Raw genomic sequence first — 13791 nt, 5'->3', positions numbered from 1 at the left:
CCAGTTCAGACTTCCTTCGTGTCGATCACCAGCAGTTCCGCACCGGCCTGCGCGAAGTTGGCGAGATCGCCCGCGGCGGCCTTGCCTTCGGGCGAGCCGAGCCCCTGCATCAGGGCATCGGTCGAAGCGAACTCCAGCAGGGCAACGAGGTGGTACGGCGACTCTCCCCCGAGTAATTTGACCGGCCCCGTGCTGACTTCGTATTTCTTCAGCCCAGGCACTTTCTTCGCGATCGGCACGTGGGTGGATTCGTAATACGCGTCGAACGCCGCTTTGTCGGTCGGGTTTTTGTACAGCACGACGAGTTTTGCCATGATCCTGTCTCCGTGGTTAGTCAGTTAAAACCGCTTGCCGCAGCCGCGACGTTACGCCTTTTCTGTGTCGACGTTTCGCCACGTCACGGCTTTTCAAGTTGAAGATACAGCCGCTGGACGTTCGCCGGCTGCGCAATCGCGTAGAGCCGGTATCGCGTGAACGACGGTGCCTGGACGGTCCGCATCGCCTCCGTCAGCCCGACGCCCGACGCATAGGCACGGCGCACGCCCGCATCCAGCTCGCGCAGATAGGCGCCCGTCTGCATGATGTCCTGTCGCTGCACGGGCGGCCCAAAACCCGGTACGACAAGACGCGTATCGAGCACCGCGAGTTGATCGAGCGCAGCGAGCCAGCCGGGAATGCTTTCGTTGCGCAATTCGGGAATTCGCCCGATGCTGACGAGCCCGCCCGCGAATAGCACGCCCGTCGACGTATCGAGCACCGCGAGATCGCCTGGCGTGCTGGCCGGGCCGAAATGCAGCAACTGGAGTGCACGACCGCCGGAATCAATCGTCGTCGTGCCATCGACCCTGCGATCCGGCACTGTCACACGCGAGCCTGCCATCTCTTCCTCGCCGAGCGTGTGACGCAGGTTCTTCAGACAGATCGCACATCGATCGCGGATCAGTTCGGCCGCGCGCTGATGCGCGAGGATCGGGATATCGCGGTCACGAAACGCCGCTGCGCCGAACACGAATTCCGGCGCCTGATGCGTGATGATCACGAGCTGGATCGGCAACGGTGTGATCGTGTGGATCGCCTCGATCATCGCGCGGCCGTAGCGATACGACGAACCCGTGTCGATCACCGTCACGCCGCCCGATCCCACGATAAAACCATTATTCGCGACGACGCCGCGATTCGCGGGCGCAACCGCGTCGCCGTTGCCTTGCATGACGTAGACGCCCTGGGCGACCTGTACCGGCGCTGGAACCACCAGCGGGAGCGCCGGTTGCGCGGGCAACGCGTCAGCCGCCGCGGCGTGCGCAATGCGCGCGGCCACGAGCACGGCGCAACCCAGCACCCAGGCGCGACCCCGAAACGACCCTTTAACCATCAGGGCGTCGTCGCAGACGTCTGCTGCACGGCCGGATGCGGGCCGATCGCGACCTGGCTGTCGAACTGTTTATTCTTCGTGTCCTCGATGTGCGCCTTCAACAGGCCGCCATCGCGCGGCACGAAGTAAAAGCGGAAGTTCGGATTCTCGCTGATCGAAAAATTCACGTTCGCGGTCATCACGGGTTTGTCCACGTACGTCACCGCCACCTTGCGCACGAAGTACGCGGAGGAATACAGCCGCGTTACCTGATTCATCGCCATGCCGGTGCGATTCGGGTGCCGGACCATCAGCTGCACGAGTTGCGGCTTACCGGGCGTCGACTGCCCTTCCGGTTGCAGCCGGACGGCACCGGCGCTCGCTTCGGCGACAGCGTCGTCCTTGCCAGCCGGTGCCGAGCAGCCACCCGATGCCTTGATAAACCGCACCGCGCTATAGAGATGTCCATCGTTCGTTTCGGCGATCACACGCATATACGTGTAATCCTCGACGCGCACACGCGTTTCCAGGCTCGCGAGCCCGGACTCCGGCGTGAACTCGAACCACCCCAGATACGGCTCCGGGTTTTCGTCGATGAACATGTAGATCTTCTTGATGTAGTGCGTCGGCGTCTGTGGAAACTGCGCGGTGATCGCGATCGGCACGACGGCTGCATCGGCAGCGCGGGCGGGTGCATCAAACTTGATCACGGGGTCGCCATGCGTATCGATCGGGCGATCCTTGAACGTGCCTTCCTTGAAATCGAGCCAGCGGGCCACCTTGTTGGGATCGTCGCCCGGTTGCACAGCGTAGACCGCATGCATGGCAAGCGCCGCCAGCACCGCTAGCAAACCGTTCATCGCGGTTCGCGTTGTCGTTTTCATGATGTCCCTCCGTGCTTCCTTGCCCTACTGTTCCCACTCCAGTTCGACGTACGCGGCGCTCACGTTGCGCTGGTGGTAGATATCGAACAACCGCCATTTGTTTCGCTGATCGAGCCCTATCGTCTCGATCGCCTGCTGCATCGTCGTGCCCTGCCTGATCGCTGCACGCACATCGCGGACCAGACCGGCGAGATACGCTTCTTCGGCGTCGAGCGCGGGGCGCCACGGCGTATCGATCGGCCCGTGCCCCGGCACCACGCGACGCGGATTCATCTGACGGATCGTCGCGATATCGGCGAGCCAGCCCACCACGCTGCCATCGATCACCGGAATGCACTGCACAAACAGCAGATCGGCGAGCCAAAGCGTGCCACTACTCTCATCGTAGACCGTCAGGTCGTTGTTCGTATGGGCTGTTTTCCACGTCTGTAACTTCAGCACACGATTTCCGATATCGAGCGTCATGCTGCCGCTAAACGGCAGCGTGGGCGGCACGATGGTGCTGCCGTCAGCGAGTGCGCCGAGTTCGCGATGCAGCACGCGCAGATAACTCTCCGCATGAGACATTTCCGCTTCACCGAGCGTCGCGCTGCCGACGAACTGCGGATGATCGCGCTCGAACGCAACGTTGCCGAAAATGTGATCCGGATGCATATGCGTGTTGATCACGTAGCAGATGGGCAACGGAGTCACCGCGCGGATCGCGGCGCGCAGCGCGCGGCCTTCCTGCGCGGTTCCGCCGGTATCGATCACCGCCACGCAGCGTGTGCCGACGACAAAGCCAATATTCGCGATGTCGCCCTTGTTCGCACGTGTAGCGACGTCATCGTGGCCCCGATGTACATAGAGGCCCGGCGCGATTTCCCGCACTTTCAGCGCGCTCACCGCCTGAGCCGCCTGAGCCGCCTCGGCCTCGTGCGCCGCTGTCGTCAGCAGCGCGAAAGCGAAGCCCAGCCAGGCGGCGGCCGCGATCACACGCCGGAGCGCGCCGTTCATTTTGTACGGCCTGGATCGACCGGCACCGTTCCTTCGAGTATCCGCTCAGCGGCGCGCTTCGGCGGCCTGAACGCAAACTGCGCGTATTCCTTCTCGAGAAACGGCTCCGCGTGCTCGAGCAAAAACCGTCGAAACGCGAGACAGGTCGGCGATAACTGCTTCGAGCGCGAATGCACGAGTTGCCACGTCCTTTCGATCGGCGTGCCATTCACATCCAGCAAGGCGATTTCGCCGGTGCGCAGTTCGAGCGCAAGCGTGTGCAGCGAAATAAGGCTCACGCCCATACCGGCCATCACCGCCTGCTTGATCGTTTCATTGCTGCCGAGTGTGACCGTGCGCGCCGGCACGAAGAGATGCTGGCGAAACGTGTGCTCGACGACGGCACGCGTGCCGGAGCCCGGCTCGCGCAGCAGAAACGTATCGCCCGCCAGCTCCTGCAGATCGAAGCGACGCGCATCGCGCAACGGATGCGACAGCGGCGCGATGATCACGTGCGGGTGATACGCCATCGGCTCGGCGGTCGTGCCGAGTTCAGGCGGCGGCCGGCCCATGATCGCGAGATCGGTTGCGTTGTCCTGCAACAGGCGCAGCAGCGTTTCGCGATTGCCCACTGAGAAGTGCACGTCCACTTTCGGATACTGCTGCGAATAGAGCGCCAGCAGCTTCGGCGCGAAATAGGTCGCCGAACTCACGATGCTCACCGCAATCGAGCCGCTATCGGCCTGCGTCAGCGACGTCATCGCATCTTCGGCATCCTTGATCTCGCCGATGATGCGGCTCGCGTGATGCGAGAAACGCTCACCGGCCTCGGTCAGCGCAAGCTTGCGTGCGACGCGCTCGAACAGCGGCAGGCCGACCACATCCTCGAGCTGCCGGATCTGCATCGATACGGCGGGTTGCGTCAGATGCAGTTCCTCGGCCGCGCGTGCAAAACTCGGATAGCGGCTAGCGACCACGAAAATCTGCAACTGGCGCAATGTCAGTGAGCGGATGAAGTTCATGTCTAGCGACTCGCACGCGGCGCCTGTGGCGATTTAACCGGCGCGGGTTGACCGGGCTTCGACGGCGCGGCGAGGCTGTGCAGCGCGCCGGTGAAACTCAGGGTCTCTGTCTGCAACGGATGCGCAAAATCGTTGTTTGCGCCCGGCACCTCGGTGCGAATCGACATGACGCGACCCAGCACCGTTTCGTCGGCGATGATGAACGTGTAGCGCTTGCCCGTGTATTGCGCAAAACGCGCTGCGTTAGGGTCGTCGAGGTAGGGCTGGATCACGATCTTCTGCGCCTTGACCGGTTTTCCGCCAACCTCGGTCACAACCGGCGTGATCGGCGGACCGGCTGCGAGCGCGAGACGCACGCGGCGCTGGAAATAACGGCGCTGGCCGCCGGTGAGCTGCTCCATCTCGGCGATATCACGCTCGAGAAAATAGAGGATCACGGGATTGCACGGCAGGCCTTCACCGGAGACGTTCACGTTACCGCTGCGATCGGTGATATGCGCGTCGCTCTTCGCGTTGCCTGGACTGACAACGAGCACGCGAACCGTATCGTTGATCTTCGCTGGCGGGCCGGACAGACTGAACGCGTAATCGAGTTCCGTCTGCGCCTCGATGCCGGTCATATGCGTCGTCATGAAAATGAGCTTCTCCGCCGGCGCGATGTCGTCTGGGGTGGTGGCGTTCGCGGCGGTGCTCGCCGCGAACGCCGCGCCGCCCAGGCACACATATGCGACAAGGAAGCCGCACGCGACGCGCATCGCGTGCCGCATGCGGCGGCTCATTGGGCAGCAGCGGTCGGCGCGCTCGCGACCGGCAAGAGCGGCACCTCGTAACTCGTGAGGATTTTGTCGATCTTTGCCTGATTGTGACCAATCCACTGATCGACCTTCGTCGTCCACGTTTTCTCGCCGTAACGGGTGCCCATCGAGATTTCGAAATCGAAGCGGATGCCGGGCGTCGGCGGGAATGGCACGAGCTTGACCTTGTCGCCGGCGCGTTTTGCGAAATACCCCGCAATCGGTCCCCACAGAAAGACGACATCGACAGTCCCCGACGCCAGGTCGTGTTCGATCATTTCGCCGGGAAACGCAGCCGGGTCGCCGCTCTGCGCCTGATACGACACCGCCTGCTCAATCAGGTTATTGCTGAGCAGCCAGTCGACGGCCGGCGTCTGCGAGAAGATGCCGAGGCGCAGCTTGTGGAGTGTTTCGGGCGGCAGCTTTAACAGGTCAGTGGGCGTGTTGATACTCGCCAGATCGGGGCGCTTCGTAAACACCATCGCGTACGTGGAGTGCAGATACGGACGCGTCGTCGCCGTCAGGTCATAACCCTTCGGTACGCCGATGATCAGATCGCACTTGAAGTTCTCCGTGTCGGGCACCTTGTCGCGCAGCGTGCGCCGCACGAAGCCCATGCGCTGCGGAAAATACGTGTATTCGAGCTTGTAGCCGAAATCGCTCGCCATCTGGCTGGCGATCTGGTTTTCGTAGCCCTCGCCCTTGTTGTTCGACAGCGGCATGTTGTTAGGATCCGCGCAGACGCGCAGTACACCGTCGTTGCCGTCGTTATTCGGCAGCGGAGGATCGGCGTACGCGGCGTGCATCCCCGAACCGGCACAGCACAACACGGCGACGCGGACGAGCGTCGCGAGAGTCAGCTTGCGATCAGACATCGATACCTCCGGAAGAACGGGACGCGCGGCACACGATGCAGGACACGAAACAGCACACACTACACGCGCGCGTTGCGTCGCGTGTCGCCTCATTTTGCATCAAGGGCCTGCAGATCGCCGGGATTGATCTTGCCGTCGGAGCGCCCTTTCAGATACGCATACAGGTTTTCCCAGTTCTTCTGCATCATCGTGCTGGAGCTGAAATCGGGCATGCCCTTATCCACGCGTCCGCCGAATACCGTGCGGTGAAATTCGTTCTTGTCGAGCGTCTTGAACGCATCGACGAGTGAGGGACCGACCAGCCCCTCCTGCTTCGCGCCATGACAGCGCTCGCACGCAAGCGCGCGCCACGTCTTCCATCCCTGCAGGGTCTCGGTATCGACCTTGTTGCCATCGACGACCTTGTAGGTCACCGGCTTCATCTGTCCACCGCTGGTCTGGGCAAATGATGAGGGCAGCACAACGAGTGCTATCGCGAGCGGCAAGAGTGATCGGCCTTTCATGCGTTCGTCTCCATCAGTTTATGGGTTCCGCTCACATGACGCTTTGCGCCACGCATCGCGAAACGAAAATACCTTTCCAGCAGCAACAGTCATGCCGCCGACGGGGACGCCGCCGCGCGATCCATGCGCGACGTGCGTCTCCTTGACTTCATACGGCCGGAAAATCAGCCTTTGCCGCCGGGAATGGCGAACACGAAGAGTGTTCCGCCCAGCGCCGTGTACTTCGCCAGTTCGCGATAGCCACCGACTGCGCCCAGGCCTTCCGTCGGCTTCTCGAGACCCGCTGCCATGCCGATGCCCGCCCAGCCGCCGATGCCCGAATAGACGCCGATGAACTGCTTGCCCTGATACTCATACGTGAAGACGTTGCCGATGATTCCGGATGGCGTCTTGAACCTCCACAGTTCCTTGCCGTCCTTGATCCGCACGGCCTTGATATAGCCTTCGAGCGTGCCGTAGAACGCGATGCCGCCTGCGGTCGCGAGCGCGCCAGACCATACCGAGAATTTCTCCTTCTTCGACCATGCGATCTTGCCCTTCGCCGCATCCCACGCGATGAAGTTGCCCATCGCGCCGTTTTCGTTCGGGCCTGGATACATCGACAGCGTGGCGCCTACGAACGGTTGACCGGATACGTATTCCACCTGGAACGGCTCATAGTCCATGCAGACGTGATTCGTCGGTACGAGGAAGAGTTTCGAGGCGGGATCGAAGGCCGCCGGCTGCTGGTCTTTCGAACCGAGCGCTGCCGGGCAGATGCCCTTGACATTGTGATCCGGACCGGCTTTCTGCGTCGAGTAGGTGGCATTGCGCACCGGCAGACCCGACTTCACATCGACGCTATCGGCCCAGTTCACCGCCGGGTCGTATTTGTCGGCGACAAGCAGTTGTCCGGTTACACGATTCAATGTGTACCCGAAGCCGTTACGGTCAAAGTGAACAATCGCCGGTGTCGTCTTGCCGCCGATCGGCAGGTCGACAAGAATCATTTCGTTGACGCCGTCATAGTCCCATTCGTCGTGCGGGGTCATCTGGTACACCCACTTCGCCTTACCGGTGTTCAGATCGCGCGCGAAAATCGACATCGACCATTTGTTGTCACCGGGACGTTGCGTCGGGTTCCATGTACCCGGATTACCGGTGCCATAGTAGACAAGGTTGAGCTTGGGATCCCACGCGTACCAGCCCCACGTCGTACCACCGCCGGATTTCCACTGGTCGCCACTCCAGCTTTTCAGCGACGAATCCGCGCCGATCGGCACCATCTTGCCGTCCGTCCACGTCATCGTCTTGTCGGGGTCCATCAACATTTCTGCGTCGGGACCGGTGCTGTAGGCCTTCCAGACTTCCTTGCCCGTCTTGATGTCATAAGCGATCAGACGTCCGCGTACGCCGAACTCGCCACCCGAGATGCCGGTGAGCACCTTGTCGCCGAATACGTGCGGCGCATTGGTGTTGGTTTCACCTGCTTTCGGATTGCCGTTCTGCGCGGTCCAGACTACTTCGCCTGTCTTTGCATTCAGCGCGACGAGTTTTGTATCGGCCTGCTGGAGAAAGATCTTGCCGTCGCCGTAAGCCAGGCCGCGGTTGACCGTGTCACAGCACATCACCGAAATCACCTGCGCGTCCTGCTTCGGTTCGTATTGCCAGATGAACGTCTGGTCCTTCAGGTTGATCGCAATGACCTTGTTAGGAAACGGTGAGTGGATGTACATCGTGTCGCCGATGACGAGCGGTGAGCCTTCATGACCGCGCAATACGCCAGTCGACATCGTCCAGGCAACCTGCAGTTTGCCCACATTGCTTTCGTTGATCTGCTTGAGTGGACTGTAGCGGTGATTCGAGTAATCGCCCGCCTGTGCCGCCCAGTTCGAGGGGTTCTTGATCAGCGTGTCGAGCTGCGAATCGGCCTGTGCAACAAATGAATTCAGTGCCGTCGCCGCCACCACCGCCAGTCCGAGAACCAGGGTGCGTACGTTCATGTCTCCTCCAGATTGATGAAGCCGTCCGATTCGTCAATGACCGCGCTACCGTGTTGCACCGAGTGCGCCTGTCTCGAATGCGGGTAACGACCGTGCTTCGCCTGATTCATTGCCAGGTTCTTGCTCCCCAAGAGCGTTTGCATATTCCATGCCGGAAAGGGACATGGCACGCGGCGCTGGCTTCCCGACGGGAAATGACACAACGGCTCCGCGCGTGCGACACATGATCCTTCGGATTGCGACACATACTGTGTCAAATACGCGATACGTGATGCGCCACGACCCGGCCGCGTGCGCATGCTGTCATGACGCGGCGCAGCATGACCCGCGCGTCGCAGCCGTGCGGGCCTGATGCGGCGGCCCGGTTTCCGCATCCATGGCGCGTCATGGAAAACGCCATCGAAGCGGCCTAAGCTTTCGGAATACTGGCGCATTGCTTGCAGCTTTACTGGATTCAACGTGAAGACCAGACGGAGACCGCCACCATGACTCAAGCTGAACACGTGTATTCCGACGAGGAAATCCAGCAGCGTCTGCAGGGTCCGCTGCAGCACTGGTATCTGGAAGAAGGCTGGCTGCGCCGCAAGTTCAAGACCGAGAGCTGGAAAGGCACGCTGATGGTGGTGAATACCGTGGGCCACCTTGCCGAAGCCGCCTGGCATCACCCGGATCTGACCGTCTCGTATGCGTTTGTCATCGTGAAGCTGAAGACGCATTCGGCGAAAGGCATCACCGATAAAGACTTCGCGCTGGCGACGAAAATTGAGGAAGTGATCCAGTGGCAGCCCGGTCGGGAAGGCGGCCCGCTCGAAGGCACGCCTGCCGACGACCAGCGCTTTCGCTACATCAAGTACGACGCGCCGAAGGGTTGAACGCCGGCCGGTTGAGCCTGCGCAGGAAAGCGTCTGGTACGGCTCTTGCTTTGCACTCTCCGGCGCGCCACCCGCGTGACAGGTGGCATGCGCCGTGACCCACGCCTGGCGCGGGTTTTCGACGACCTTGATGCCTTTTGACGCCGATCCATGCCGGGCCAGCGTCCGCGAACGAGGAACCCTCGCGATGCAGATCCATTCCGGTAGCCTTGCCCCGCCATCGGCCGTGACGGTCGACGCGCCCGCGCGCCTGCACCTGGGCTTCCTCGACCCGAACGGCTCGCTCGGCCGCGCGTTCGGCAGCGTGGGCCTCACCATCGACGAGCGCGGCACCCGAATCACGATGCGGCTGGCGGACGCACTGCGCGTCGACGGCACGCGCAGCGATGCGGAACGCGCGCGCGTCGAAGGCTACGTGGAAGCGCTCTGCGCCGCGTGGAGCGGGCCGCCGGTCTCAATCGACGTGCAGCGCGCGCCGCGTGCGCATACAGGTCTCGGCTCGGGCACGCAGCTCGCGCTCGCAATCGGCACGGCTTACGCGCGTCTCGCCGGCAGATCGTCGGGCAGCGCGGAAATTGCACGCATTCTCGGGCGCGGCGCACGCTCGGGCATCGGCATGCTCGGCTTCGACCATGGCGGCTTTCTTGTCGATGGCGGACCGGCGCATCCGGGGGAAGGCAGCGGCCACTTTCATACCGACGTGCCACCGCTGCTCTTCCGTCAACCGTTTCCTGACGCGTGGCGCATCCTGCTCGTCGACGATACAACCCGCGAAGGCCTGCACGGCGACGCTGAAAAACGCGGCCTCGCATCGCTCGCGCCTTTTCCGCAGGCACTTGCCGCGCATCTGTGTCATCTGGTGCTGTTGCGCATTCTGCCCGGCATCGCGGAAAGCGATTTTGACGCGTTCGCCGACGGCATCACCGAAATGCAGCAGACGATCGGCGAATACTTCGCGCCCGTGCAGGGCGGTGTGTTTTCGAGCCCGACCGTCGCCGCGACGCTCGAAGCCGTCGCCGCCCGGCAGACGGCCGGCATCGGCCAGACATCGTGGGGCCCGACCGGGTTTGCATTCGTGCGCAACGCCGAAGAAGCGGTGCGCGCACTCGCCGCTGCGCAGGACGCGAGCCGCGGCAAGCCCGGCATCGTCTGTTCGATTGTCACGGGCCGCAATCGCGGCGCCTCGCTGCGCGCCGTCGATCTGCAGCAATGCGGGATCGATGCGCAATGACACAGGCCCTGCCCACGTGCGCCTCACGCGCGCTGCTAGCGCCGCGCCCAACCTGTTCCGTCGTCCCGCCACCCGCGTGACGCCAACCTGAAATGAGCCTACGCCCATGCCCGAAGCCACTGAAAGGCCCTACATCCTGCACATGTTCACGGCAACGCCGCAGATGAGCCCGTTCGACGTGAACATGGCCGTCGACGCCGGTTATCAGATCGTCGTGCCCTACTGCAACGTCGGCGAGGAAAGCGTCGTCCAGCTGACCCAGGACGCGATCTTTTCGCGCGGCCCGAAGGGCGTCTCGCGCACGGGCGTCTTCATCGGCGGCCGCGACGTGATGCTCGCCGCCGATATGCTCGATCTCGCGCGCCAGGCCATGGTGCCGCCGTTCGAGGTCTCCGTCTTCGCCGACCCGAGCGGTGCCTACACGACAGCGGCGGCGCTCGTCGCGCTGGTCGAATCTCATCTGAAGAAGGAACATAAGGCCGAATTCGGCGGCAAACGCGTGCTGATACTCGGCGGCACGGGCGCGGTGGGCCGCGTTGCGGCAGCGATGGCAGCGTCGCTCGGCGCGGACGTGCAGATCGCGAGCCACACAAGCCGCGCGCGCGCCACGCAGGTGAGCGACGAAATCAATCGCCGTTTCGATATCGCGACCTCGGGCGTGGCCGCCGGCTCGCCCGACGAACTGCACGCTGCGCTTGCGCGCGCGGAGATCGTATTTGCAACGGCCGCGGCGGGCGTGCAGTTGATGACATCCGCGGATCTTGCGCACGCAAAACATCTGCTGATCGCCGCCGACGTCAACGCCGTGCCGCCGGAAGGCATCGCGGGCGTCAACGTGATGGACGACGGTAAACCGCTCGCCGGCGCTGCGCGCCACGATGCAATCGGGATCGGCGCGCTCGCGATCGGCAACGTCAAATATCAGGTCGAGCATCGCCTCTTCCTGCGGATGCGTACCGGCGGCAAACCCGTCTATCTCGGCTTCCCCGAGGCGTTCGACGAAGCCCGCGCAATCACCTCCGGCAGCGCGTGACGGTGGGACGTCGTCCATGTCATCGCTGAGGTCATCGGTGAAGTCCGCACAGCCCGCGTCGTCGCGCGCGCCGTACGTTGCGGTGGTGGGCCAGTCGGCGAGGATGCTGGCGCAATCGGCCGCGCGTGCGGGGCTGAACGTCGTCGCACTCGATCTGTTCGGGGATCGCGATACGCTGCACTACGCCAGATTCTGGTTCGACGTGGGCGAGGGCAGCGGCGCGCTGAAGATCGATCGCGAACGGATCCTGGATGCACTGGAGCGCGTGGGGCACATTCCCCACATGCTGGGGTGGATCGCCGGCAGCGGACTGGAGCCGCTTGTGGAAGACCTCTATCGCACACCGCATCTGCCTCGCTGGATCGGCAACAGCGAAGACGCGACGACCGCGGTGCGCGATCCGCAACGCTTCTTCGCGCTGCTCGATGAGCTCGATATCGCGCATCCGGCCGTGTCGTTCGCGCGGCCTGCTTTCGATCCGGCTGGCTGGCTCGTCAAGCACGCAGCGGGTTGCGGCGGCACGCATATCGAGTCTCTTGATACGTGGGCGCAGAACGAGGCCGCTCCGCAAGTCTATTTTCAGCGCGTTGACCCCGGGCAGTCGATGTCGGCGCTTTTTATCGCCGCGCATCAGGATGCCGTCGTGATCGGGTTCGCAAGACAACTCACGGTGAAAGCAGGCAATCTGCCCTTCGTGCATGCGGGATCGATCGGTCCTGTCGATCTGCCTGATGGCGTCGTGGATAAACTCCACGCGGCGATCGACGCAATCGTTTCGCGCACGGGGCTGACGGGCCTGAACAGTATCGACTTCCTGCTCGATGGCGAGTCGTTTCAGGTGCTCGAAATCAACGCGCGTCCGTCATCGACGATGGCGCTTTACGAAACCGTATGGCCTGAGCAATGGCCGCGCGGCCTGATCGCCTGCCACATCGACGCGTGCCTGAACGGCAAGCTCCCCGACGCCATGCGCCGCCCGACGGCGCCGCGTCGCCGCGCCGGGCAGCGTGTGCTGTTCGCGCCGTACGACTTCACGGTCACGCAGGCATTCAGCGATGCATGCCTCGACGACTCCGTCTGTCACGACGTCCCGCAGCCCGGCACGCGCATCGAAACGGGTCAGCCGGTCTGCACGCTCGTCGTGACCGCACCTTCCGTGGAGGACGTGCCGGACGCGCTGGAACGCGAACGTGAGCGTCTTCTGCACCGCATCGAAACCAGCGACGAGTCCCACCATGACGCCATCCCCGGCTAGTTCCCCCGGCGCCGCACCGTTGCCCGCGCTGAGCGTGAACGCACTCAGCGCGCCGCTCGTCGCCCAGCTCATCGACGAAGCGGCGCAGCTGCGTATCGCGCATTCGCGCACCGACGAAGGCACCGTCGTCGTCGATGCGGGCGTGGCGGCGCCGGGCAGCATCGACGCGGGCGTGCTGGTCGCCCGCATCTGCATGGGAGGCCTTGGGCACGTCACGACCCGCATGAGCGCGGAGGCGGACCCGTTGTGGCCCGTCACGATCGACGTGCGGACCTCGTCGCCGGTGCTGGCCTGCCTCGGCAGTCAATACGCGGGCTGGAGCCTCTCGGCGACGAAGGAACAAACCGGCGGCAAGAAGTTCTTTTCGCTCGGCTCAGGCCCTGCCCGTGCGCTCGCGGGCAAGGAAGACCTGTTCACGGAACTCGACTATCGCGACCATCACGACTGCGGCGCACTGGTGCTCGAAGTGGACCGCATGCCGCCGCACATCGTCATCGACAAGGTCGTGCGTGACTGCGGCCTCGCACCCGACCGGCTGACGCTGGTCATCACGCCGACACACTCTGTCGCAGGGACGGTGCAGGTCGTCGCACGCGTGGTCGAAGTTGCGCTGCACAAGACGCATGTGCTCGGCGTCGATCTGGGCGAAATCGTCGAGGGGAGCGGCTCTGCGCCCTTGCCGCCGCCCGCGCCCGAAGGCATTCAGGCGATGGGCCGCACCAACGATGCGATCCTGTACGGCGGCCGCGTTCATCTCACGGTGAAGCAGGACGCTGTCGCGCGCCGGCTGGCGGCGGAACTGCCTTCGTCGAATGCACGCGATTACGGGCGTCCGTTCGCCGACATCTTCGCGTCGTTCAACTATGACTTCTACCAGATCGATGCAGCGCTCTTTGCGCCCGCCGAGGTGTGGGTCAGCAGCCTCGAAAGCGGCGCGACGTATCACGGCGGACGCGTCGATGCTGCGTTGCTGCAGGCCCAATGGGGCGCGGGGAGCGCGCCGTGAGTGGCGAC

15 protein-coding genes are annotated in these 13791 nt (G+C 63.4%); 5 read left to right on the top strand and 10 right to left on the bottom strand.

Annotated elements, in window-relative coordinates; translation table 11 throughout:
• Positions 1 to 5: 5 nt before the first annotated feature.
• From P3T21_RS25660 to P3T21_RS25615, 10 genes are all read right to left on the bottom strand, one after another.
• Positions 6 to 314: an EthD family reductase gene (locus P3T21_RS25660; RefSeq protein WP_429258766.1), complete on the bottom strand. Its 309-nt coding sequence runs from the start codon at positions 312 to 314 to the stop codon at positions 6 to 8.
• Between the two features lie 83 nt (positions 315 to 397).
• On the bottom strand, positions 398 to 1372 hold the full coding sequence (locus P3T21_RS25655; protein ID WP_429258765.1) for an MBL fold metallo-hydrolase: 975 nt from the start codon (positions 1370 to 1372) through the stop codon (positions 398 to 400).
• Positions 1372 to 2235: a quinoprotein dehydrogenase-associated SoxYZ-like carrier gene (locus tag P3T21_RS25650; protein ID WP_429258764.1), complete on the bottom strand. Its 864-nt coding sequence runs from the start codon at positions 2233 to 2235 to the stop codon at positions 1372 to 1374. The genes P3T21_RS25655 and P3T21_RS25650 overlap by 1 nt, the downstream gene beginning before the upstream one ends.
• A 24-nt stretch (positions 2236 to 2259) precedes the next feature.
• Positions 2260 to 3231 carry a quinoprotein relay system zinc metallohydrolase 2 gene (locus P3T21_RS25645; RefSeq protein ID WP_429258763.1) on the bottom strand — a complete coding sequence of 324 codons (972 nt, stop codon included), beginning with the start codon at positions 3229 to 3231 and terminating at the stop codon, positions 2260 to 2262.
• Entirely contained in the window at positions 3228 to 4232 is a 1005-nt protein-coding gene (locus P3T21_RS25640; RefSeq protein WP_429258762.1) for a LysR family transcriptional regulator, read from the bottom strand. The genes P3T21_RS25645 and P3T21_RS25640 overlap by 4 nt, the downstream gene beginning before the upstream one ends.
• A gap of 2 nt (positions 4233 to 4234) precedes the next feature.
• A complete protein-coding gene (locus P3T21_RS25635; protein WP_429258761.1) occupies positions 4235 to 4999 on the bottom strand; it encodes a hypothetical protein in 765 nt (254 codons plus the stop codon).
• Between the two features lie 8 nt (positions 5000 to 5007).
• The gene (locus P3T21_RS25630) at positions 5008 to 5901 is read right to left on the bottom strand and encodes a substrate-binding domain-containing protein (RefSeq protein WP_429258760.1); all 894 of its coding nucleotides are present in this window, start codon (positions 5899 to 5901) and stop codon (positions 5008 to 5010) included.
• A gap of 89 nt (positions 5902 to 5990) precedes the next feature.
• The gene (locus P3T21_RS25625) at positions 5991 to 6404 is read right to left on the bottom strand and encodes a c-type cytochrome (protein WP_429258759.1); all 414 of its coding nucleotides are present in this window, start codon (positions 6402 to 6404) and stop codon (positions 5991 to 5993) included.
• Positions 6405 to 6568: 164 nt separating this feature from the next.
• Positions 6569 to 8386, bottom strand: coding sequence for a methanol/ethanol family PQQ-dependent dehydrogenase (locus P3T21_RS25620; RefSeq protein WP_429258758.1), 1818 nt, complete (start codon positions 8384 to 8386; stop codon positions 6569 to 6571).
• Positions 8383 to 8529 (bottom strand): hypothetical protein, encoded by a 147-nt coding sequence (locus P3T21_RS25615; RefSeq protein WP_429258757.1) that lies wholly within the window; start codon positions 8527 to 8529, stop codon positions 8383 to 8385. The genes P3T21_RS25620 and P3T21_RS25615 overlap by 4 nt, the downstream gene beginning before the upstream one ends.
• A 342-nt stretch (positions 8530 to 8871) precedes the next feature.
• On the opposite strand from P3T21_RS25615, the gene P3T21_RS25610 reads away from it, so the two are divergent.
• From P3T21_RS25610 to mch, 5 genes are all read left to right on the top strand, one after another.
• A complete protein-coding gene (locus tag P3T21_RS25610) occupies positions 8872 to 9258 on the top strand; it encodes a 4a-hydroxytetrahydrobiopterin dehydratase (protein WP_429258756.1) in 387 nt (128 codons plus the stop codon).
• 187 nt (positions 9259 to 9445) lie between these two features.
• The gene (locus tag P3T21_RS25605; RefSeq protein ID WP_429258755.1) at positions 9446 to 10489 is read left to right on the top strand and encodes a beta-ribofuranosylaminobenzene 5'-phosphate synthase family protein; all 1044 of its coding nucleotides are present in this window, start codon (positions 9446 to 9448) and stop codon (positions 10487 to 10489) included.
• Between the two features lie 106 nt (positions 10490 to 10595).
• Complete coding sequence (locus P3T21_RS25600) at positions 10596 to 11522, top strand: NAD(P)-dependent methylenetetrahydromethanopterin dehydrogenase (RefSeq protein ID WP_429258754.1); 927 nt, start codon at positions 10596 to 10598, stop codon at positions 11520 to 11522.
• Positions 11523 to 11538: 16 nt separating this feature from the next.
• Positions 11539 to 12777, top strand: a complete 1239-nt coding sequence (locus P3T21_RS25595) for an ATP-grasp domain-containing protein (RefSeq protein ID WP_429258753.1) — start codon at positions 11539 to 11541, stop codon at positions 12775 to 12777.
• Positions 12758 to 13783 carry a methenyltetrahydromethanopterin cyclohydrolase gene (gene mch, locus P3T21_RS25590; protein ID WP_429258752.1) on the top strand — a complete coding sequence of 342 codons (1026 nt, stop codon included), beginning with the start codon at positions 12758 to 12760 and terminating at the stop codon, positions 13781 to 13783. The genes P3T21_RS25595 and mch overlap by 20 nt, the downstream gene beginning before the upstream one ends.
• The last annotated feature ends 8 nt before the right edge of the window (positions 13784 to 13791 follow it).

It is taken from the genome of Paraburkholderia sp. GAS334 (assembly GCF_050436625.1).
Taxonomy (GTDB): Bacteria; Pseudomonadota; Gammaproteobacteria; order Burkholderiales; family Burkholderiaceae; genus Paraburkholderia.
The sequence above is the reverse complement of the archived record's forward strand: the minus strand, read 5'-3'. Positions and strand labels throughout refer to the sequence as shown.